Raw genomic sequence first — 25,763 nt, 5'->3', positions numbered from 1 at the left:
TGGGCTATGAGGCTCGCAACACCGACGGCGAGAAGATCACTGCGCTCGATGTGACGGTCCGGGCGGGCCGCTCGTCGGGAGCGGAGTCGTTCGTGCTGGCGCCGGCGGACGATCAGGCGGACGGGCCTGACGAGGTGGTGACCCTGTCGGGTTCGGCGTCTGGCGTGGCGTCGGCTGCGACGGTGACGTCCGCCGCCGTGACGCTGACCGACGACGACATCACGAACGTGGTCGTCTCGGGCGGCGGGTTCGTGACCGAGGACGACTCGTCGTCGTCGGCGCCGCTGGGGGTGTGGCTGGGCCGGGTGGTGGCGCCGGGCGAGACCGTGGAGGTGCCGCTGTCGATCACCGGGGCGGCGGCGGGCGATGTGGTGCTCTCGGTGCATGCCGATGGCGGTTCGGGGGTGTCGGCGGGCGACAGCGTGTCGGCGGGTGACAGCGTCCCGGTGGGGCCGGTGGTGGGCGTCCCGGTGGAGCCTTCGGCGCCGCCTCCGACGGTGTCGGTGCGTGGTGGCTCTTCGCTGTCGCCGGTGGTGGTGTTCACCGGCGCCGAGGGCGAGCAGGTGGGCTTGGCGGTTCTTGCGGTGGCTGCGGGCAGCGACGCGGACGGGGTGCATGAGCGGGTGCGGATCGGGCTGGCCGCCGACGCGCACGCCGCCGGTCTGGCGATCGGGCCGGTCAGCGGGACGACCTCGGCTGAGGCGCTGGTGCAGATCGTCGACGCCGACGCGGCGCGCCCGGCAGTGCTGGCGCTGCCCTGGGAGGCGGAACTGGCCGAAGGCGACGCCGAGGGGGGGTCGGCGGAGTTCGCGGTGCGACTGAGCGCTGAGCCGTCGGGCACGGTGACGGTGTCGGCGGTGTCGTTCGATGCGTCGGCGGTGCGGGTGTCGCCTGTGTCGTTGGTGTTCGGCAGCACCGGCTGGGACGAGCCCGCCACCGCGACGGTGAGCGCCGTCGACGACGCCGACACTGACGATGAGGCGGTGCTGGTGTCCTTCGCCGCGGCGGGCCACGACGCGGAGACTGTGGCCGTGGACGTGGTGGACGGCGTGTCGGCGCCGGCGCCGGCCGACGCGGTGTTCGGCCCGCTGCCGGCCAACCTGGTGGTCGCGGAGAAATCCGACGGGTCCTCCGCTGCCGTGCTGGTGGGGTCGCCGGTGACTGCTTCTGACGTGAACGGCGACGCGGTGTCGTACTCGCTGGGATCGCCGGTGCCGCCGGGGTTCGTGATCGACGCCGCGTCGGGCCAGATCTCCTATGTGGGCACTGGTCTGGACCGTGAGGCCCAGCCGAGCGTCGTGCTCACAGTGGTGGCGACGTCTGTGGGCGCGGACGGCACGGCGACCGGTGTGCGCCAGTTGGTCACGGTGGTGGTGTCCAACGTGGAGGAGGGTGTCGCGGACACGGTGACGCTGGCCGGTGCGGGGGAGGCGGGCCGTTCGCCGGTGCGGTTCGTGTCGGTGTCGGGCGATCCCGACGGCGACCCGGCCGCGGGCGCCGCGTACACATTCGCGTGGGAGACCTCCGCGGACGGCAGCAGCGGCTGGGCGGCCGGCGCCGGTGCGGGCAGCGCGTCGGCGTCGTACACGCCCGCGGCCGGCGACGCGGGCCGCTACGTGAGGCTGCGTGTGGGATATGTCGACGGGGGCGGCACTTTTGGGACGGCCACCTCTGCGGCGGTCGGCCCGATCGGCACGCTGAGCCTGCTGAGCATCACCGTGGAGGCGACGCGGGCGCTGGCCGCCGACGCGGACCACGCCGCCGACACGGCGCTGATCGAGGTGGGCCTCGACGGCACGGTGCTGGCGGGCGAGACGGTGACGGTGCCGTTGGTGTTTGCCGGCGGCACGCTGGGCGCCGATTTCACGCTGGCGCTGTCGGGCAGCCCTGCGGGGGTGTCGGTGTCGGGCTCGTCGGTGGTGTTCACCGGCCCCGCAGCGGGCGCCGCAACGGTGGCGGTGGCGCCGGCCGCGGCGGCCGACGTCGGCGTGAAGCTCACCGTTGCTGCGGGCACGCCGACTGCGGCGGGCACGTCGCTGGCGGGCACGAAGCTGTCGGCGGCGCTGTCCGGCGACGGTGTGGTGTTCGTGCAGGCGCAGGCGCCGCCCGACCCGGTGGAGGCGAGCCTGGTGCAGGTGACCTTGGCGCGTTCTGACAGCGGCAGTGTTGCTGAGGATCCCACGGCGGCGGACCGTTCGGCTGTGTTCACCGTGACGCTGGGCCGTGCTCTGGCGGCGGGCGAGGTGGTGGACGTGCCGCTGGCGATCTCCGGCGCCGGCGTCACCGCCGCTGACGTGAGCACGGCGCTCACAGCGGGGCAGGCCAACACCGGCGTGACGCTGGGCGTGGCCGGCACCGGCGGGCTGACGCCGACGCTGCGCCTGTCCGGGCAGGGCGCGCAGACCGCGGCGTGGACGCTGACCGCGGCCCATGACCGCGTCGACGAGGGCGACGAGACCGTGACAGTCAAGCTGGGCGACCTGGCCGCCGCTGGTCTGCGCACCTATATCGCGCAAGCGGTGGTGGTTTCCGACGACACCGCATTCGACGTGCTGATCGTCGACGACGACACCGCGGGCGTGAAGGTGTCGGAGTCGGGCGGCTACACGGAGGTGTCCGAGCCGGACGGCGACGATGAGCTGTCGGTGTCGCTGACCTCTCAGCCCGCAGCGGACGTCACCGTCACCGTCACCACCAACAACACGACGAGGCTGCAAGTCGGCGGCGGCGCGTCTGTGTCGCTGACGTTCACACCGCAGAACTGGTGGGCGGCCCAGACCGTGACCGTGACCGCGGTCGACGACAACGCACCCAACTCCGGCGGGGCGCGCACGGTGGGGGTCAGGTTCACGGTGTCGGCGTCGGCAGGCGAGCGCGGCTACGGCAGTCTCAGCGTGCCGTCGGTCACGGTGCGGGTGCTCGACGACGACCAGCCCGCCGCGGAGACGCCGCAGGTGCAGTTCGCGCAGGCCGCGTACTCCGCGGGGGAGGCGGCGGCGGTCCGCTCGGCGGTGCTGCGGCTGTCGGTGTCGCCTGCGCCGGCGGCGGATCTGACGGTCAGCTACACGGTGGGCGGCACTGCGAAGCCGGGCGCCGCTGCCGACGTGCCGCGCGTGGATTACTCGGAGCTGTCGGGCAGCGTGACGGTGCCCGCTGGCAAGACCGCGGTGGACATTCCGGTGGCGGTGTTCGACGACAGCGACGACGAGCCGCCCGAGACGGTGATCGTCACGATCGTTGACGGCGACGGCTACAGCGTCGGCACGAACGGCACGGCCAAGCTGATCATCTCTGATGATGACGCAACCACGGTGCGCATGGTCCGTGCGGGTTCGGGCTCGATCCCCGAGGGCGGCAAAGCCGAGCTGACTGTGACGCTGGGCCGGGCGCTGGCGGCGGGCGAGACCGCAGTGGTGCGGGTGGGCCTGTCGGGCGGCGACGGCGTGTTCGCGTCCGACTTCGCGCTGGTCGCGAAGCCGGGCGAGGCGAACACGGGCGTGACGGTGGGCGCTGTGACAGCCAAGGCGGGCGTTGCGGGCAATCTGCATGCCACGGTGACGCTCGCCGGGGCTGGAGCGGAGACCGCGGTGCTGGAGCTGACCGCCGTCGCCGGCACCCTCGTGGAACCCGCGGACAGCGACTCGGTGTCGGTGTCGCTGCAGCTCGGCCAAGCGGTGTCCGACGGCACGAACCTCGGCGGTGGCCTGGAGGCGGCGGAGGGACAGTCGAGCTTCGGGCTGACGGTGGTCGAGCCGGGGATAGTGGTCGTGGAGTCGGGCGACGGGACAGCGGTCGCTGAGGACTCGGGCGCGTCCTCGGGCACAACCGACACTTTCACGGTGCGGCTGGCGACCCCCCCGACGGTCCAGCAGGCAGTGGTCGGTGTTCAAGTCGCAAATCTCTTTGAGGCAGATGAGTCGGAGGCAGATGTGGCGTTGTCCGTAGCGGGCGGCGAACCGTCGGGCACCCGCAGCCTGACGTTCACGCCGTCGGATTGGTGGGTGCCCCAGATCGTGACGGTGCATTCCGTCACTGCTGGCAACGGCATCAGGGACGATCCGGAGGATCTGATCAGGCAGATCAGTGTGTACAACCTTTGGTCCGATGCGCGCACCAATCTTGGCGATTTGGTGGTTCGGGTGGCTCTGCGCTTGGTGGACGACGCTCACTTCGAGGTGAGCCTGGAAGGCGGCGGCACGGTGTCGGAGAACGACAAATCGGCGCCGTCCACGACGGTGACCGTCAAGCTGGAGCGGGCGCTGACGGCGGGCGAGATCGTTCAGGTACCGGTCAGTCTGTCGTCGCCGACGGGGGCGATCCTGTCGGGGCCCCCTCGGCTGCTGGCGTCGCGTCGGGCGCTGAGGTGGGCGGCGGCGGGCACCGGGGTGACGTTGGGCGCTGATCCGCTCCGGGGACGGATCAGCCCCGCGCAGGCCGCGCTGGTGGTGACCTTCTCCGGCGCCGGGGCGCAGACCGCGACGATCACATTCACCTCGGCCAACGCCGACCGCGACCGCGCCGACGACACGGTCACGGTTCAGATACCTGCCTCGGACGTGCTGTTGAACCACGCCGATCGCTCCACCAACGTCGGCGCGATCGCCGCGGGCGGCGCCCGCCAGGCAGCGATCACGATCTCGGAGACCGCTGTCACCTCCACCACGCCCGAGCTGAGCTTCTCGAAAGGCTCCTACAGCGGCAGCGAGAGCGACGGCAAAGCCGAGGTGACGGTCACCTCGTCCGCGGCGCCGTCCGCGGCGCTGACGGTGAGCTACTCGGCCGCGCCGGGCACCGCCACCGTCGGCGACTACACCTTGCCGGCCGAGCCGACGTTCGAGTTCCCCGCCGGCGCCACGTCGCACACCTTCGACGTGGAGGTCGTCCGCGACACAGACGACGAGCCCGACGAGACGTTCACCCTCGAGCTGGATGACCCCTCTGATTCGAGCTACACGCTCGGGTCGCCGACCGAGGCGACGGTGAAGATCACTGATGGTGACGCGACGGTGGTGAGCTTGGCTCGTGTGGACTCGGGCTTGATCGCGGAGAACGGTTCGGGGGCGGAGGAGAACGCGGAGTTCACGGTGGCTCTGGGCCGGCGGCTGTTTGCGGGCGAGACGGTGGAGGTGCCGCTGGTGCTGTCAGGGTCGGATGTGACCGCGTCCGATGTGAGGGTTGAGAAGAAGTCGGGCGGGTCGCTCAACCGCGGGGTGGGCGTCTCCCCGCCGGGCACGTTGACGCCGACGGTGACCTTCACCGGACACGACACCGACGTGGTGCAGACCGCGACGCTGCTGCTCACAGCGCTGTCGGACTTGGCGACGGAGACCAAGGAGACGGTGACCGTGGCGCTGGGCCCCGACGGCACCGGCACGAACGGGTTCGACCTCGCCGCGCGGGCCACGAACGTCGGCGGCGGCGCCGACCCGCACCCGACGGCCAACTCGTTCGACGTGGACATCGACGCCGACGATCTGCCGGTGGTGAGCTTCGACGATTCGGGTGCGGTGTTCGTGGGTGATGGGCCGCGGCGGGTGTTCGTGGGGGAGGCTGCGGGTTTGCGTCGGGTGGTGGGTGTGGTGTCTTCGGTGCGGGGCGCGCAGGGCGCGGCGCCGTTGTCGGTGGGGCTGTCGGTGGGCGGCACGGCGACGGCGGGTTCGGATTATCTGGGGCTGGCGGATGCGGTGGCGGTGCCTATGGATCCGCGTCTGTCGGGTCGGGCGGAGCTGGCGGTGCGTCCGTTGGGCGACGTGTGGGTGGAAGGCCCCGAGACGGTCGTGCTGACACTGCTGCCCGGCGACGGCTATGTGGTGGGTGAGCGGTCGTCGGTGACGGTGGTGATTCTTGACGACGACGAGATGCCCGAGATTGTGCTGTCGGCTGATCCGGGGGCGGTGCCGGAGGGTACGGCGGCGGTGGATGTGGGGGTGTCGGCGTCGCTGTCGGGCGCGTCGCGGTTCGAGTCTGATGTGACGGTGGCGGTGTCGCTGGCGGGTTCGGGCGTGGCGGGCGCGGTGGGCTATGAGGCGCGTGTCGGCGGCGAGACGGTCACCGGGTTCGATGTGGTGATCGCGGCGGGTTCGGGGTCGGGGCGGGCGTGGTTCAGGCTGGTGCCTGCTGCTGACGACGGCGTTGACGGCCCGTCTGAGGTGGTGACTTTGTCTGGTGCGGCGTCGGGTGCGGCGGCGTCGGCGGTGGTGGTGTCGGGGTCGGTGGCGGTGCCTGACGTGGAGCCGACGAACGTGGTCGTGTCGGGTGGGGGGTTCGCGGCTGAGGGGGTTTCGTCGTCGTCGGCGCCGTTGGGGGTGTGGCTGGGCCGTGCGGTGGCGGCGGGCGAGGTGTTGGAGGTGCCGCTGTCGGTGTCGGGTGCTGGTGTGGGGGCGGGCGATGTTGTGGTGTCGTTGCGGCCGGGTGGGCCTGCGGGGGCGTCGGTGCGCGATGGTGGGTCGCTGTCGCCGGTGGTGGTGTTCGCCGGGTTCGAGGGCGGGCAGGTGGGCGCGGCGGATCTGAGGGTCGCGGCGGGCGACGACGCGGACGGGGTTCATGAGCGGGCGCGGATCGGTCTGGCTGCTGATGCGCATCTGGCGCTGCGGGCGGGGCCGGTGGGCGGCGTCGAGTCGGCGCACGCGTCGGTGCAGGTGGTCGATGACGACGCAGCGTCGCCGGCGGTGCTGGTGTGGCCGTGGGACGCGGCGCTGGTGGAGGGCGACGCCGACGACGGCTCGGGGGAGCTGTCGGTGCGGTTGAGCGCCGAGCCGTCGGGTTCGGTGGCTGTGTCGGCGGTGTCCTCGGATCCCTCGGCGGTGTCGGTGTCGCCTGCGTCGCTGGAGTTCGACAGCACCGGCTGGGATGCGCCCGAGGCGTTCACGGCGACCGCGGCCGACGATGCGGACACTGACGACGAGCAGGCGGTGGTGCTGTTCACGGCTGCGGGTCATGGGTCCGTTTCGGTGGGTGTGACCGTGTCCGACAGCGTGTCCAAGGCGCCCGAGGCGCCCGAGGTGTTGGCGGATGCGGTGTTCGGCGCAGTGCCGGGCGATCTCGAGATCGCGGAGAACTCGTCGTCTGCGATCACGGTGGGGTCGCCGGTGACGGCTTCTGACGCGGACGGCGACCCGGTCGTGTATTCGCTGGCGGCGCCGACGGCGGAGGGGTTCGTGATCGACGCGTCGTCGGGCCAGATTTCTTACACCGGCGACGGCAGCGGCCTGGACCGCGAGACCGCCCCGACCGTGGTGCTGGTGGTGGTGGCGACCTCGGTCGGCGCGGACGGCAGCCCGACGGGTGTGCGCCAGGCGGTGTCGGTGTCGGTGACCGACGTGGACGAGGGCGACGCGGACACGGCGAGCGTGATCGGCGTCGGGGTGGCGGGCCGTTCGCCGCTGCGGTTCGGCGAGGTGTCGGGCGATCCTGACGGCGACCCCGCCGCGGGGTCGGCGTACACGTTCGTGTGGCAGACGTCCGCTGATGACGGCGGCAGCCCTGACGGCAACTGGGCGGCGGGGACGGGTGCGGGCGCCACGTCGGCGTCGTACACGCCGGCTGTGTCGGACGCGGGCCGTCACGTGCGGCTGCGGGTGGGCTATGTCGACGGCGGCGGCAATCCCGGGACGGCCGTGTCTGCGGCGGTGGGCCCGATCGGGACGCTGAGCTTGTTGAGCGTCACGGTGGAGGCGACGCGGGCGCTGGCCCACGACGCCGACCACACGACCGACACGGCACAGGTCGAGGTCGGGCTCGACACCGCGGTGCTGGCGGGCGAGACGGTGACGGTGCCGCTGTTGTTCGCGGGCGGCACGCTGGGCACAGATTTCGCGCTGGCGGCCTCGGGCAGCGCGGCGGGGGTGACTCTGTCGGGGTCGTCGGTGGTGTTCACCGGCCCGGCCGCGAGCAGCGCGTCGGTGGCGGTGTCGGCGGTGTCCGCCGCAGATGTGGGCGTGAAGCTCACCGTCGCGCCGGGCAGCCCGACCAAGACGGGCGCGTCGCTGGCGGGCACGAAGCTGTCGGCTGCGCTGGCCGGCGGGGGGCTGGTGTTCGCCGACGCGCCCGACGATCCGCCCGTTCCGCTTGATCCTGTCCCGGTTGGGGTGACCCTGGCCCGCACCGACAGCGGCAGTATCTCTGAGGATCCCAAAGCGGCGGACCGGTCCGCGCTGTTCACGGTCACGCTCGGCCGTGCTCTGGTCGCGGGCGAGGTGGTGGACGTGCCGCTGGTGATCTCCGGGACGGGGGTCACCGCGGCCGATGTGAGGGTGGAGCTCACATCTGGGCAGCCCAACACCGGTGTGGTTTTGGGCGTGGCGGGCAGCGGCTCGCTGACGCCGACGGTGCGCCTGTCGGGCGCGGGCGCGCAGGCCGCGGCGCTGACGTTGGCAGCAGTCGACGACGACGTCGACGAGACCGACAAGACCGACCCGCAAAACCCCGTCGACGAGACCGTCACGGTCAGGCTGGGAGACCTGACGGCCGCAGGGCTGGGCACCAATGTCGCGGGCGGCGCGGTCGCGTCCGATGACGGCAATCCGTCCACGGCGGACAACGCGTTCGACGTGACGATCGCAGACGACGACGCCGCGGGGGTGAAGGTGTCGGAGTCGGGCGGCTACACGGCGGTGACCGAATCGGGCGCTGACCCGCTGCCGTCGGCGGCGAAGGACACGCTGTCGGTGTCGCTCGCGTCGCAGCCCGCAGCGGACGTGACTGTCACCGTCGCCGCCGCCGACACGACGACGCTGCTGGTCGGCGGCGGCGCCTCGACGCAGCTGACGTTCACCTCGCAGGACTGGCGGACCGTCCAGACCGTCACCGTCACCGCAGTTGACGACAGTGCGGTGAACTCCGGCGGTGCTCGCACGACCAGCGTCAGGTTCACGACTGCCAGCAGCGACAGCGGCTACGACGGCCTCAGCGTGCCCGCTGTCACCGTGCGGGTGCTCGACGACGAGCGGCCTGCCGCGGAGTTGCCGCAGGTGCAGTTCTCTGGGGCTGTGTACTCCGCGGGTGAGGCCGCAGCGGACCGGGCGGGGGCGTTGACGCTGAGCGTGTCGTCTGCGCAGCCGGCGTCGTTCACGGTCGGCTACACCGTGACCGGCAGCGCCGGCGCCGGCGCCGACTATGCGGCGCTGTCGGGCAGCGTGGTGGTGCCCGCGGGCGCGACCGCGGTGGACATTCCGGTGGCGGTGCTCGACGACAGCGACGACGAGCCGCCCGAGACGGTGGACGTCGAGATCGGCGACGGCGACGGCTACACCGTCGGCACGGTCGGCACGGCCACGCTGACGATCGCTGACGACGACGCGACGGCGGTGAGCATGACCCGTGCGGGTTCGGGCTCGGTTCCCGAGGGCGGCAAAGCCGAGCTGACTGTGAAGCTGGGCCGGACGCTGGCGGCGGGCGAGACCGCGGTGGTGCGGGTGGGCCTGTCGGGCGGCGAAGGCGTGACGGCCGCGGACTTCGGGTTGGCCGCCAAGTCGGGCGAGGCGAACACGGGCGTGTCGGTGGGCGACGTGACGGCGTCGCCGGGCGTGAAGGGCAATCTGTATGCGACGGTGACGTTCGCCGGGGCGGGAGCGCAGACCGCGGTGCTGGAGCTGACCGCGGTCGCCGACGGCGTCGTCGAGACCGACAGCGATTCGGTGTCGGTGTCGTTGCAGTTGGGCAAGGCGGTGTCCGACGGCACGAGTCTCGGGGGCGGGCTGGAGACGGCGCCGGACCAGGCAGTGTTCGGGCTTGGGGTGGTCGAGCCGGCTGCTGCTGCGGGGCTGGTGATCGTCGAATCGGGCGGCGGCACGGCGGTCGCTGAGGCGAACGATTCGGAGTCGGCGCCGCTGACCGACAGCTACTCGGTGCGGCTCGGGACCGCGCCGACGGGCACCGTGACCGTCACCGTCAACGCCGGCAGCGATGTGCGGGTGTCGGCCGGCGGCGCGGCGGCGTCGTCGGCGACGCTGACGTTCACGCCGTCGGACTGGTGGGTCGCGCAGACCGTGACCGTGCACTCCGCGACCGCGGGCAACGGCACACGCGACGATCCCGAGCTCGCTGCCGCGGTTTCTCATGCGGTGTCGGGCTACGGGGCGGTGACAGCGGGACCGGGCCTGGCTGTGCGCCTGGTCGACGACGCTGCCTTCGAGGTGCGTCTGACAGGCGGCGGCACGGTGTCGGAGAACGACAATTCGGCGCCGTCGGCGACGGTGACCGTGACGCTGGCCCGGGCACTCGCCGCGGGCGAGGTGGTGCAGGTGCCGGTGCGGCTGTCGTCGTCGACGGGCGCGGTGCTGTCGGGCCGCGGCGCCAGGTTCAGCAGTGCGCGGGCGCTCAGGTGGGCCGTGTCGGGCACCGGGGTGACGCTGGGGGCGGACCCGCTGGCGGGCCGGCTGCGGCCCGCGCAGGCCGCGCTGGTGGTGACCTTCTCCGGCGCGGGAGCGCAGACCGCGGAGATCGAGTTCACCTCGGCCAACGCCGACCGCGACAAAACCGACGACACGGTAACGGTGCAGATACCCGCCCTAGACACCCTGCTGAACCACACCCGGCGCACCACCAACGTCGGCGCGATCGCCGCGGGCGACGCCCGACAGGCAGCGATCACGATCTCGGAGACCGCGGTGACGAAGAGCATCGCGGTGCGGATGGGCGGCGGCGGTTCGGTGGCGGGCGAGCTGTCATCGGGGGCGGGTTCGAGCGTTACGGCGACGGTGACGCTGGGCCGGGCGCTGGGCGTGGGCGAGGTCGCGGAGGTGCCGCTGGCTCTGTCCACCGCCACGGGGACGGTGCTGGCGGGTTCGTCGGGACGCGATCTCACGGTGGCGGTGTCGGGTACTGGGGTGGCGGCTGTCGGTCTGGCGACCGCGGCGCCGGTGGTGACGTTCACCGGCGACGGTTCGGGCGACGTGCACACTGCGGTGATCACGTTCGCGTCGACGGGGCGTGACGCGGGCACGCAGGGCGGCGACGGTTCGGGCGGCGGCGACGGCGACAGCGCTGACGAGCTGGTGGTGGTGACGCTGGGAGATCTGGCCGCGCAGGGCTCGGCGACGTCGACGGGGATCACGCTGGCGGGCTACGACGACGGCGACGCGGCCACTTTGGACGATGTGACGACGTCTGTGCGGGTGCTCGACGACGACGCTGCGGATCGGGGCTGGACGGTGGCCTTTGTGGGGGCTGACGGCTCGGCGCTGGTGTGCCCGACGGTGCCCGAGGGCGACGATCTGGTGGTGAGGGCGGTGCTGGGCGGCGGCGCGGTGGGTCCGGCGCGCATCGGTCTGGCGTACACCCATCAGGGCGATGCGTCCGCCGAGGACTTCGGTGCGCTGCCGGGGTCGGTGTTCGTGCCTTATGGGGCGACCGAGGCGGAGGTGGTGCTGTCGGTGGCGGCTGATGGGGTGGTGGAGGACAACGAGGTGACCGATGTGGCCGCTGCGGTGCCTTTGGGGTTCGGCGCGGCGTCGGGCTGGGCGTGCGTGATCGCGGTCGAGGCCGGCGTCACCGTGACGATGGGCAGCGGCGCGGACGGGTCGCGGCTGTACGAGCCGGCTGCGGTGCCGGCGAGGCATCGCAGCGCCGGGTTCCCGGTGAGCCTGAGCAGGGAGCTGGCCGCGGGGGAGCGGGTGGACGTGACGCTCGCGTTGTCGGGCACGGCGACCGACACAGGCAACGGGACCTCCCGTGATGTGTCGCTGTCGCTCGAAGCGGGCGCGACGGGCGCAGCCTTGGCGGGAGCGGCCACTTTGGCGCCGGTGATCACTTTCGCCGGCGCGGGTGCGCAGGAGGCGACCTTGGTGGTGACCGCGGTCGACGACGGCGACGACAGCGAGTCCGATGAGACGCTGACGGTGCTGCTGGACAAGAGTGCGACCGACGGCGATTCTGACAGCAACGTTCCCGGCGGGGTGGGCGCGCGGTCCAATGACACGGCGACGGTGACGGTGGTCGACGCCGACGACTCGCCGCAGGTGACGGTGTCGGCGTCTGCGCTCGCGTTGGCAGAGCTCGGCGCCGACGCGGACGCCGCCAAGACGTACACGGTCGTGCTCGGCGCCGATCCCGGCGCGCTGGTGACCGTGACGGTGGCCAACGGCGACAGCACTGCGGCGTCGGTGGACACCACCCCGGCCACGCCCGGGCTTGGCAGCAGGCTGGTGTTCACCGCGGGCGGCGACGGCTCGGGGTCCGGCGACGGCAACGGGAACTGGGCCGTGCCCCAGACGGTGTCGGTGCGCGCGCTCAACGACGGCGACGCCGTCGGCGAGTCGTTCAACTTGTCCCACAGCGTGTCGGTGGCAGGCGACGATCCCTCCGCGAATCCCTATCACGGCATCGCCGTCGCCGACGTGGCGGTGACCACCGCCGACGCCGGCCACGGCGTGATCGTGGCCCCCGCGGAGCTCGTGATGCCCGAGCAGGCCGCAAAGGAGTACAGCGTGCGCCTCGCGAGCGACCCGGGCGGCGCCGTGGAGATCACCCCCGTCTCGGGCGACGCGTCCAAGGCGACAGTGAGCGGGCCGTTGGCGTTCAATGCCGGCAACTGGAGGACGCCTCAGCAGGTGACGGTGACCGGTGTCGCCGCGGGCGCCGCCGTGATCGCCCATTCGGTCACCGTCGGCACTGCGGCGTATCCCACGACTCTGACGGGCATCACGACGGTGGGGGTGACGGTGCAGCCCGTTGTGGACGTGACCCTGACAGCGGCCGGCGGTGACGGCAGCGGCGACGTGGCGGAGGGCGCTTCGGGCGCAGCGGGCCGCAAGACGATCACGGTGATGCTGGACCGTGCGCTGACCGGCGCGCAGACGGTCACCGTGCCTCTGGTCGTGCACGGCGCCACGGTCGGCGACGACTACATGTTCGGCCTGCACCCGGCGACCCAGACGGGCGTGTCGCTGGACACGGCCGGTTCGCACAGCGCGCAGAACCCGGCGGTGGTGTTCACGGCGGGCGCGCAGGCTGCGACGCTGCGGTTCGTGCCGGTCGACAACATGGTCCGGTCGCGGCCGGTGGTGCGCGTCGGCTACGGCACCGCGGGCCGCTCGGCGAGCGCGGCGGGAGGCGCCAGGATCGGCGGTCTCAGCGGCGGGCCCGTGACGTTCGCGATCGCCGACGACGAGACCGGCGCTGTCGAGGTGCCCGCGGGCTGGCCGCTGGCGCCGTCGGGGCTGGACCCCGGCGACGAGTTCCGGCTGGTGTTCCGCACGTCCGCCGAGCGCGACGCCACCTCGGCCGACATCGCCGACTACGACGCGTTCGTCCGCGGCACGATGCTCGCCGGGGCCCACACGAGCGCTGTGCCCTACATCGGGCTGTTCAAGGCGCTCGGGTCGACCAGCGCGGTGTCGGCGCGCCGCCACAACGGCCTCGCCGCTACCGACACAGGCGCGGTGAGCGCCTGGTCAGACGGCTCGACGTCGCCGTCGGACACCACCGGCGTCCCGACGTACTGGCTCGGCGGGCTGCGGGTCGCGGACAACTACGAGGATCTCTGCGACGGCACCTGGGACAACCACGCCGCCCGCAAAGTCGAGTCCGGCGCCGCCCAGAGCTCGGTCGACCCGTCCGAGACCGCGCCGTGGACCGGGATGGACGTGAACTGCGTCGCCAGCGATTACCCGCTGGGCAACACCGCCACCCAATTCCCGCACGGGATCACCACGGCCCACGCCACCAACACGGCCGACCAGGCGATCAGCAAGAGCACGCCGCCGTTCAGCACCGTCGACACCGCCAGGCCCCTCTACGGCCTCTCGCCCGTGTTCACCCTCGACGACGCCGCTGTGCCGGTGGTGTCGTTTGACGTTTCGGGTGCGGTGTTTGTGGGCGACGGGCCGCTGCGGGTGTTCGTGGGCGAGGCTGAGGGTTCGCGTCGGGTGGTGGGCGTGGTGTCGTCGGCGCGGGGCGCGCAGGGCGCGCAGCCGTTGTCGGTGGGGCTGTCGGTGGGGGGCTCGGCGACGGCGGGGAGGGATTATCGGGGGTTGGTGGACTCGGTGGCGGTGCCGATGGATCCGCGTCTGCCGGGTCGGGCGGAGCTGGCCGTGCGTCCGTTGGGCGACGCGTGGGTGGAAGGCCCCGAGACGGTGGTGCTGACGCTGCTGCCCGGCGACGGCTACACGGTCGGTGAGCGGTCGTCGGTGACGGTGGTGATCACCGATGACGATCCGCTGCCCGACATCGTGCTGTCGGCTGACCCCGCGGCGGTGCCCGAAGGCTCGGGGCCGGTGGATGTGGGGGTGACCGCGTCGCTGTCGAACGGGTCGCGGTTCGAGGACGACGTGACGGTGTCGGTGTCGCTGGCCGGCTCGGGCGTCGCGGGCGCGGTCGGCTATGCGGCGAGCGTCGGCGGCGAGAAGATCACCGGGTTCGATGCGGTGATCCCGGCGGGTTCGGGGTCGGGGCGGAAGTGGTTCAGCTTGGCGCCGGTCGACGACAGCGTCGACGGCCCCTCTGAGGTGGTGACCCTGTCGGGCACAGCGTCCGGCGCGGCGGCTGCGGCGGAGGTTGTGCCTGGGTCGGTGGCGGTGGCTGATGACGAGCCGACCAACGTGGTCGTGTCCGGCGGCGGGTTCGCGGCGGAGGGCGATTCGTCGTCGTCTGTGCCGTTGGGGGTGTGGCTGGGCCGTGTGGTGCAGCCGGGCGAGACGGTGGAGGTGCCGCTGGCGGTGTCGGGCGTCGGTGTGGCCGCGGGCGACGTCGTGGTGTCGCAGCCTTCGGGCGGGCGTGCGGGCGTGTCGGTGCGCGACGGCGCGTCGCTGTCGCCGGTGGTGGTGTTCACCGGGGTGCAGGGCGCGCAGGTGGGGGCGGCCGAGCTTGCGGTGGCTGCGGGCGACGACGCCGACGGGGTTCATGAGCGGGCGCGGATCGGTCTGGCGGCTGACGCGCATCTGGCGCCGGGGCTTCTGCGGGCCGGGCCGGTGTCGGGGGTCGAGTCGGCGCAGGCGACGGTGCAGATCGTCGACGACGACGCGGCGACGCCGGCGGTGCTGGCGCGGCCCTGGGACGTGGCGCTCGTCGAGGGCGACGCCGACGAAGGGTCGGGGGAGGTGTCGGTGCGGCTCAGCGGGCAGCCGTCGGGCGCGGTGGCCGTGTCGGCGGCGAGCGCGGACCCCTCGGCGGTGTCAGTGCCGACGGCGCCGATCGAGTTCGACAGCACCGACTGGGACGAGCCCAAGACGGCGACGGTCGCCGCGGCCGACGACGCGGACACCGACGACGAGCAGACGGTGGTGCTGTTCACGGCGGCCGGCCACGGGTCCGCGTCGGTGGGTGTGACCGTGTCCGACAGCGTGTCCAAGGCGCCCAAGGCGTTGGCGGATGCGGTGTTCGACGCGGTGCCGACGGATCTTGAGATCGCGGAGAACTCCGACGGTTCGTCGTCTGCGGTCGCGGTGGGGTCGCCGGTGACTGCTTCTGACGCGGACGGCGACCCGGTGGCGTATTCGCTGGCGTCGCCGACGGCGGCGGGGTTCGTGATCGACGCGTCGTCGGGCCAGATCTCCTATGGCGGCGACGGCAGCAGCCTGGACCGCGAGGCTGCGCCGACCGTGGTGCTGGTCGTGGTGGCGACCTCGGTCGGGGCGGACGGCACGGCGACGGGTGTGCGCCAGGCGGTGTCGGTGACGGTGACCGACGTGGACGAGGGCGACGCGGACACGGCGACCGTGATCGGGATAGGCGTGGCGGGCCGGTCGCCGCTGCGGTTCGGCGAGGTGTCGGGCGACCCTGACGGCGACCCCGCCGCGGGGTCGGCGTACACGTTCTTGTGGCAGACCTCCGCAGACGACGGCGGCAGCCCTGACGGCAACTGGGCGACCGGAACGGGCCTGGGCAACAACTCGGCGTCGTACACCCCCGCAGTGTCGGACGTGGGCCGTCACGTGCGGCTGCAAGTGGGCTACACCGACGGCGGCGGCAATCCCGGGACGGTCACCTCTGCGGCTGTGGGCCCGATCGGCACGCTGAGCTTGTTGAGCGTCACGGTGGAGGCGACGCGGGCGCTGGCCGCTGACGCCGACCACAGCACCGACACGGCACAGGTCGAGGTCGGCCTCGACACCACAGTGCTGGCGGGCGAGACCGTGACGGTGCCGCTGGCGTTCACCGGCGGCACGCTGGGCACAGATTTCACGTTGGCGCTGTCGGGCAGCCCTGCGGGGGTGACTCTGTCGGGGTCGTCGGTGGTCTTCACCGGCCCGGCGGCGAGCAGCGCGTCGGTGGCGGTGTCGCCGGTCGCGGCGGACGATGTGGGCGTGAAGCTCGCCGTCGCGCCGGGCAGCCCGACTGCGGCGGGTGCGTCGCTGGCGGGCACAACGCTGTCGGCTGCGCTGGCGGGCGACGGCACGGTGTTCGCGCAGGCGCCGCCTGATCCGCCTGATCCGCCCGATCCCGACCCGGTGACGGTGACGGTGGCGCGCGTCGACAGCGGGGACATCTCAGAAGACCGCGAGGCCGCGAACCGTTCGGCGGAGTTCACGGTCACCCTCGGCCGCGCCCTGGCAGCAGGCGAGGTGGTGGACGTGCCCTTGGAGATCACCGGGGTCACCGCGGCGGATGTGAGCACGGCGCTCACAGCGGGGCAGGCGAACACGGGCGTGTCGGTGCTCGATCCCAGCGGCCTGGCGCCGAGGGTGCGCCTGTCGGGTGCGGGGGCGCGGACCGCGGCGGTGTCTTTGTGGGCGGCCGACGACTATGTCGACGAGGACGACGAGACCGCGACCGTCGAGCTGGGCGACCTGGCCGCCGCAGGCCTGGCGACCAACGTCGCCGCCGGCGCGGCGGCGTCCGACGACGGGAACCCGTCCACGACGGACAACACGTTCAGCGTGGTCATCAAGAGCGACGACACCGCCGGCGTGGCGGTGTCCGAGCCGGGCGGCGTCACGGCGGTGTCCGAGCCGGACGGCGCCGACACGCTGGAAGTGTCGCTCGGCTCTCAGCCGACCGCGGACGTGACCGTCACGGTCACGTCCGCCGACACGACCACGTTGCAAGTCGGCGGCGGTGCCTCGACACAGCTCACGTTCACCCCGCAGAACTGGCACACCGCGCAGACCGTCACCGTGACCGCGGTCGACGACAGCGCACCCAACTCCGGCGGGGCGCGCACAGCCGCCATCAGGTTCACGGTGTCGAGCAGCGACGCCAAATACCAGGCCCTGAGCGTGCCGCCGGTCACAGCACGAGTCCTCGACGACGACCAGCCGGTGCCGAGCGTGCAGTTCTCCCTGGCCGAATACTCCGCGGGAGAGGCGGCAGCGGACCGGGCGGGCGTGCTGACGCTGGCTGTGTCGCCGAAGCCGACGGCGGATCTGACGGTCAGCTACACGGTGACCGGCACCGCCGACGTCGGCGACGACTACGCGGCGCTGTCGGGCAGCGTGACCGTGCCCGCCGGTGCGACCAGCGTGGACATCGGTGTAGCCGTGCTCGACGACAGCGACGACGAGCCGCCCGAGACGGTGGACGTCCGCATCGACTCCAGCGACGATCACGGCATCGGCGCTGTCGGATCGGCGACGCTGACGATCGTCGATGACGACGCGACAGAGGTGGGCCTGGCCCGTGCGGGCGGTTCGGGCGCGGTCGTCGAGGGCGGCGAGGTGGAAGTCACCGTGACGCTGGGTCGTGCGCTGGCGGCGGGCGAGACGGCGGTGGTGCGGGTGTTGCTGTCGGGCGGCGCGGGTGCTCGGCCGGCCGATTTCGCGTTGAGCGAGAAGCAGGGCGAGGCGAACACGGGTGTGTCGGTGGGCGCGGTGACCGCGTTGGCGGACGGTCAGGGCGGGGTGCTGGCAGGGGAGCTGTACGCGACGGTGACGTTCGCGGGCGCGGGGGCGCGCACAGCGGCGCTGACGCTGACCGTGGTCGATGACAGCGCCGATGAGAACGCCGCGGGCGACAGCGATTCGGTGCAGGTGCGGCTGGGCGTGTCGCACGCCGAGACGGACGGCACGAATCTGGGCGGCGGTGTCGCCGCGGGCGGCGGCGCGAACGGCTTCGAGTTGGCTGTGGTGGACGACGACGCGCCGGCGGGGCTGGTGATCGCCCACTCGGGCGGCGAGACGGCGGTGAGCGAGGACTCGACGGCGGCGTCGGGCACGACTGACAGCTACACGCTGCGGCTGGCCAGCGCCCCGGCGGGCACGGTGACGGTCGCTGCGAGCGCCGGCAGCGATGTGCGGGTGTCGGTCGGCAGCGGCAGCGCGGCGGCATCGGCGACGTTGACGTTCACCGTGTCGGATTGGTGGGTGCCCCAGACGGTGACGGTGCATTCCGCGGCGACCGCCGACGGCGCCGACAACGTCCCGGACCGCACCGCGACGGTCACCCACACGGTGTCGGGTTACGGGGCGGTGACCTCGGGGCCGACGGTGACGGTGCGTCTGGTGGACGACGATCCCGTCGAGGTGAGCCTGTCGGGCGGCGGCACGCTGGTGGAGACGGACGCGTCGTCGTCGGTGACGGTGACCGTCGAGCTGGACAGGGCGCTGATAGCGGGCGAAGTGGCGCAGGTGCCGGTGCGACTGTCGTCCTCGACGGGGGCGATCCTGTCGGGTCCTGCCCGGCTGCTGAAGTCGCGTCGTGCGCTCGACTGGGCCGTGTCGGGGCCGGGCGCGAAGCTCGGCGCCGACCCGCTGGCGGGGCGGACCAGCCCCGGGCAGGCCGCGCTGTTGTTGACGTTCACCGGTGCGGAGGCCCGGGCGGCGACGATCACGTTCACGGTGGCCAACCGCGACAGCGACACAACCGACGAGACGGTCACGGTGCAGATCCCCGACGCCGCCCGGGTGCTCAACGACCCGAGGCCCACCACCAGCGTCGGCACGCTCGCAGCCGCGGCGGCCCGCTCTGCGACGATCGTGATCGCGGAGAAGGTGCCCAAGCACCCGGTGACCACGGTGGTGGTGCCCGCGGGGTGGGAGTTCGTGCCCGACGGCCTGTCCGCGGGCGACAGGTTCCGCCTGCTGTTCGTGACCTCGTCGGAGACCACGGCGGTGAGCGAGGCGGCCAGCGCGTACGACGCGTTCGTGCGGGCGGAGATCACCGCGGCGGGTCTCAAGGCGGGCGGGGTCGAGGCGTTGAAGCCCTACGCGGCGGGCTTCCACGCGGTGGCGTCCACCGCGCAGCCCTACCCCGTTGGCGGCGCCCGCAGCGCCATCTCGTCCGAGACGGTGACGCTGGGCCCCGACGCGACCGCGGTGGAGGTGTTCCCGGGCAACGCAGCGGACCACGCGTTCTTCGACGGCGGCGGGCCGGGCCGCACGATCGACTACGCCGCGACGCTGTACCCCAACGCCGCCGTCTACTGGGTCGGCGGCGCCAAGGCGGCAGACGACAACGCCGACTTCATGGACGGCACCTGGGACGACGAGGCCAACCCCCGCTACGCCGACGGCACCGCGGCCACGGTCGACGCAGACGGCTACTGGACCGGCAGCAGCAGCGACGGCTTCTCCAACACCGCCAACGTGGACTCCGGCGGGCGGCGGGCGTACGTGGGCTGCGCCACGAGCGTGTACCCCGAGAGCCTGAAGGTGATGGGCGCGTCGAGCGTGCGGGTCGGGTATCTGAACGTGTCCGGCGACAACGACAAGACCCCGCTGGGTCCCACCTCGGACCTCAACGACTTCACGCCGGGCAACGGTGCCTGCCAAGGGTCGCCCCGCACCGAGGAGCGCCCGATGTTCGCCCTGTCGGGGGTGTTCGAGGTCGACTCGGACCGCCCGGTGGTCTCCATCGCCGCCGGTGCCGACGTGACCGAGGGCACCGCGGCGACCTTCACCGTCAGCATCCCCGATGCGCTGACAGCCGATCTGAACGTGACGGTGACAGTGGCCGACGACCCGGTGTCGGACTTCGTGGCAGACGCCGACGAGGGCGACCGGACCGTCACCATCACCGCCGGCGACACGTCGAAGCAGTTCTCGGTGACGACGGTCGGCGATACCGGCCACGAGCCCGACGGGAAGGTCACCGCCACTGTCAAGGACCTGCCGGAGTACAACGTGCTGTCCACCGCGGGCGACGCGTCGGTGAACGTGGCCGACAACGACATCGCGCCGACGGGCATCGAATTGACCGTAAGCCGTGCAGTGATCGCCGAGGACGCCGGCGCGGTCAGTGTGACAGTGACCGCCGAGGTGCAGGGTACGACGCAGTTCGGCACCGAGCAGACCGTTCAGGTGAGCGTGGCCGACGCCGACGGCACCGCTGTGGTGGGCTTCACGGCGAGCCCGGCGACGTTCGGCATCACCATCGCCGAGAACACTGCGTCGAAACAGGAGTCGTTCACGCTGACCCCCGTCGTCGACATCGGCACCTCCGGCGACGACACCGTGGAGGTGTCGGGCGAGCTGCGCAGCGACGACGACTTCGCGGTGACCTCGGCGCAGATCACGCTGGTCGACCACGAGACGCCGGTGGCGACCGTCGCCGAGTCCGACGGCGACACGACCGTGTCCGAGGACGGCACAACGACCACCGACAGCTACACGCTGGTGCTGGCATCTCAGCCGGCGAGCAGCGTCACGGTCACCGCCACCGCCGCGGCGGGAGCCAAAGTCAGCTCCGACGGCGGCGCCAACTATGCCCGCACGGCCGCGGTGACATTCACCACCACCGACTGGAACCAGCCTGCCACGATCACCGTGCAAGGCGAGCTGGACCACATCGACAACGCCGGCGACGAGCGCAATGTCGAGATCACCCACGCCGTCACCACCGGCGACGGCGGACGGTTCCCCACGGGCCGCGAGATCGCCCCGATCACAGTCACGGTCACCGACGACGACACCGCCGGGGTCACCGTGATCGAGTCGGGCACCCCCGCGGCCACCGCGGTGTCCGAGGACCCAAGCGACACCGACACCTACACGGTGGAGCTGAGCTCGGCGCCGCTCGCGGGCCAGACCGTGGTGGTGCGCGTGGTTCCCGCAGCAGGAGCGGACGTGGACGGCCCCGCAAACGGCCGATCGTGGGTGACCAGCCCCGGCTTCCTCGACCTGACGTTCACCGGCGACAACTGGAACACGCCCCAGACAGTGACGGTACGCGGCACCGACGACAAGATCGACAACGCCGACGACAAGCGCGACGTCGAGATCGCCCAGTCGGTGCACTCCGGCGACGGCGGCAAGTACACGACAACGACGCCGGTGGAGAACGTGGACGTCGAGGTCGCGGACGACACCGACACCGCCGGGGTCACTGTCGACCACGTCGGCAGCGACACGACCGTGTCCGAGGACGGCACCACCGACACCTACACCGTGGTGCTCGACACCCAGCCGCTCAGCCCGGTCACGATCACCGTGACCGTCCCAGCAGGCGTGGAGATCGACGGCCCCGCAGCAGGCCGCTCATGGCAGGACAAGATGCTGACGCTCACCTTCAACCCGATGGGCACCACCGACCGGTGGGACGTCGCCCAGACAGTGACGGTGCGCGGCGTCGACGACATGGCGGCGAACAAGGACGGCAAGCGCGATGTGAAGATCACCCACGCCGTCACCACCGCCGACACCGACGGCAAGTACCTCACCACCCTCGACATCGACGACCTCGACGTCGAAGTCACCGACACCACACCCGCCGCCGTGCCCGTGCTGAGCTTCGACATGGCGTCCTATTCGGCGGGCGAGGCGCCGGGCAGTCGCACCGCGAACGTGTCGGTGAGCTTGACGCCCGCGCCGACAGCGAGTCTGAGCGTGGCGTTCACGGTGGACGCCAGCGCGGACGGCAGCGCTGTGGAGGGGACCGACTACGGCACTCTGGCCAGGACGGTGTCTGTCCCGACGTCGGGCACCGCCAACATCGCGATCACGGTCACCCATGACACGGTGGTGGAGGGCGACGAGACGATCAAGCTGAAGTTGGCTCCGGCGTCTGATTCGAGCTACACGCTGGGTACCAGTGAGACGACGGTCACGATCGCCGACGACGACACGGCGACGGTGCAGTTCAGCAGCAGCGAGTTCACCGTCGTGGAAGGCAGCGCCAACGCCACTGCCACGGTGACCGCCGAGGTGTCGGGAACGACGGCGATTCCGGTGACAGTCAAACTGGCTGCTGCTGACGGCACCGCGACTGCTCCCGGGGACTACACCGGTGTGCCTGCGACGGTGGAGATCCCGGCCGGCACCTCCTCGCACGGTTTCTCTGTCACGATCGTCGGCGACGGCACTTCGGAGCCCGACGAGTCCTTCACACTGACCATGCGCATGCCTGTTCCGTCTGCGCGGTTCTCGTTGGGGCCGCGCACCTCGACGACGGTGAGCATCGTCGACGACGACCGCCCGAAGGGCTTGGTGTTCGATCCCGATCCGTTGTCGGTCGCTGAGGGGGCTTCGGGCAGTTATTCGGTGGTGCTGGCCTCGCCGCCGTCGGGCACGGTGACGGTGACGGTCAGCGGCGCCGGTTCGGGAGTGACGGTGGACACCGACAGCACCCAGGGCGGGGACCAGAGCACGCTGGCGTTCACCACGTCGAATTGGCATGTGCCGCAGCAGGTGGCGGTGTCCGCGGGCCAGGACGCGAACGCGGCAGACGAGACCGTGTCGCTGGTGCACTCTCCCAGCGGCGGCGGCTACACCTCGACCCACGACGACACGCTGATGGTGACCGTCGACGACGACGAGACCGCGGTGACCCTGTCGGCGGACGCGACGAGCGTCACCGAGGGCGACATGCTGACGGTCACCGCGGAGTTGGCTGCGGCCCAGTCGGGGAACGTGTCGATCCCGGTGCGGCGGCGCAGCAGCGACTCGACTGCCGTGGCGGCCGATTTCAGCCTGTCGAACAGCGGCAGCATCGCCATCGCAGCCGGCAGCACCTCGGGCTCGGTCATGCTGTCGGCCATCGACGACGCATCGGCCGAAGGCAGCGAGACCCTCGTCCTTGAGCTGGGAACGCTGCCATCGGGTCTCGGTCTCGCCGACGCCGCCGACGGATCGGTGTCGGTGACCATCAACGACACGGTGGTGCCTCCGCCGCAGGGGGGGCCGCTGGTGTCGTTCGAGCGGGGGGCCTACAACGTGGACGAGGACGACGGCACGGTGAGCGTGACGGTGAAAGCGGATCCGGCCCCGGCGGCTGATCTGGTGGTGTCGTTCGCTTTGGCGGGCACTGCCGGGTGCGGTTCGGACTATGCGTTCGGGGGCTCGAACTGCCCGGCGAATACCGGCACCGTGACCATCAAGGGAGGCCAGGGGTCGGCGACGGTGAACGTGACGCTGATCAAGGACTCCGATGTAGAGGGCGCCGAGACGTTGGTGCTGACGTTGGCCGACGGCGCCGATTACGACTTGGGGGTGCCCAAGCAGGCGACGGTGACGATTTCTGAAGGCGATGCGCCGCTGTTGCTGGAGTTGTCGACATCGTCGACTGCGTCGTTGTCATTGTCGTTGGCTGAGGCCCGCCGTGACCCTGATTCGGGCGTGCAACCTGCGTACAGCAGAGAGATGTCCTACGGAGTGGTCTTGGCGTCGAAGCCGTCGGGTGTGGTGACGGTGGAGATCGAGGTGCCTGCGGGGGTGGAGGTGTCAACAGCCGGCCTGTTCGTGGGCTCTGACTACAGGCCGAGGCCGGGGCTGTTCTTCTTGCCGTCGGACTGGGACGTTCCCCAGCGGGTGACGGTGCGGGTGCTCGACGACGACGACACCGCGGACATCGCGTCGGCCACGTTGACCCATGCTGCGTCGGGCGGCGGTTACGACTCGGTGGCCGGCGAGGTGACGGTGACCGTGGACGACACGGTGTGGCCTGAGAGTTGGACCGATTTCTTGTCGCTGTTGCATTATCGGCGCGGCGAGGTGCTGCCTGAGGGCGGCCATGGGGCGCATTTCGCGGTGACCCGGTCGCGCACCTACACCGGCGATTCTGATGCGTTCGATCCTGACGCGTGGGTGCCGATCCCTGATGCGTGGGGTTTCCAGGTGTGCTTCGAGGGCGCTGCTGACCGCGGCAAGCGTTCCGCGGTGCTGGGGGTGGATTATCGGGTGCGCGACCGGTCCAACAGGCCGCTGGCGATGGATCCGAACCAGTCGAACTGCTCGCTGCACAACAGCGTGGCGGGAGGGACTGCACTGGCGGCGGGCCAAGACCGCGCCCACTTCTACATCGAGATCGTCGACGACGCCCACGAGGACTCCGGCGAGCAGTTCACAGTGGTTGTCAAGGACCCCGCCGGCACGAGCCTGTTCCGCGGCGGCGGGCACACGTTCGTCTATACGATCACCAACCACGACGCGGCGAGGTTGCCTGCGGCGTCCGCGTCGGTGATCGCCCGGTCGGCGGGCGCGGTCGAGGGCGACGCGGCGGAGTTCGCGGTGGTGGTGAGCCCGCCGCCTGCCCAGGGCGAGACGCTCGATGTGGCCGTCGACGTGTCGGGCGCGGCGGGGCATCTTGCCGCGGGACAGGCCGGGCGGCGCACGGTGACTGTCGGCGACACTGGCATCGCCACGTTGAAGCTGGCGACTGTCGACGACGGTGCCCGCGAGCCCGACGGGACGGTCACTGCGAGGGTGACCGCAGTCGGCGCGTACCGGCTGGGCTCGTCGAAGGCGGCGACGGTGACGGTCACCGACAACGACCCGAACGGCACCGCGCCCACCGTCAGCATCGCCGCCGGCGGCGACATCGTGGAAGGCGCCGACGCGGTGTTCACCCTCACCGCGGACCCCGCGCCGGCGCTGCCGCTGAAAGTCGAACTCGCAATCACCGCCGCGGACGGCTACGGCATCGACGCCGGAACCCGCACCGTCACCATCCCGGTATCGGGCACATTCACAATGCGGCTCAAGACCCGCAACGACGACGACGACGAGCCCGACGGCACCGTCACCGCCGCAATCGAGGCCGCCTACCACTACGACACCTCCGCCACCGCCGCTGCCGCGGCTGTCGCGGTCGCCGACAACGACGAGCCCAGAGCAACCGTGTCCATCCACGACGCCGCCGCTGCGGAGACCGACCGCCGGATCGACTTCAGCATCACCCTGGACCGGGCCGCGGACCGCGCCGTCACCGTCTCCTACCGCACCGTCGACAGCAGCCCCGTGTCCGCGACAGCCGACAGCGACTACGCCGCCTCCGCCTGGCAGGTCGAGTTCGCCCCCGGCCAGATCGCCCAGACCGTCACCGTGTACCTCCTCCGGGACGATCTCGACGAAAGCCCCGAAACCTTCCGGATCCGCATCACCCACATCACCGGCCGCGCCAGGCTTCATCCCACCCAGCACACCGCCACCGGCACCATCACCGACAAGCCGCCCCCCGACACTGCCACCGACAGCGATCAGCCCGACACCGCCACCGAAGGCACCGACCCCGATCCCGACGGCACCGACCCCGACCCCGACGCCACCGGCTCCGACAACGGAGAGGACCCTCAGCCCGACACGGGCACTGACGGCGCCGATCCTGTCGACGACCAGGATCCTCAGCCGGACACGGGCACCGACAACACCGACCCCGATGACGGCGCCGACAACACCGATCCCGACACGGCGCCCGCGTTGGCCGACCCGCCATGCGAGGTCAACGACGCCATCGACCGAGCCCGCGCCGCCTACACGTGGCACATCGCCGCCAACAGCGGCAGCGCGGCGCTGTTCTGGCGCATCCTGAACACGTTGGGCGCGGACAACCTGCCCGCCAAGCCGTCCGACGTGACTGCCGAGACGATTACGGCCGCGGAGGTCAAGAACTTCAGCGACGGAAAGCAATGGGCAGGATGGGAGCCCATCCGCGAAGCCCTCCAATGCCTCGAACGCTGA

1 protein-coding gene (running past one end of the window) is annotated in these 25,763 nt (G+C 71.7%); it reads left to right on the top strand.

Annotation, left to right across the window (positions count from 1 at the left end):
• Positions 1 to 25,763, top strand: partial view of a Calx-beta domain-containing protein gene (locus tag ACOQPE_RS16250; RefSeq protein ID WP_420611414.1) — the 3' portion only. Its footprint begins 7,795 nt before the window's first position; only the last 25,763 of its 33,558 coding nucleotides appear in the window; its start codon lies beyond the left edge, outside the window; the stop codon is at positions 25,761 to 25,763.

Source organism: Candidatus Poriferisodalis sp., assembly GCF_965219595.1.
GTDB lineage: Bacteria > Actinomycetota > Acidimicrobiia > Acidimicrobiales > Poriferisodalaceae > Poriferisodalis.
Note: the sequence above shows the minus strand (reverse complement) of the source record. Positions and strands in the feature narration are given on the sequence as shown.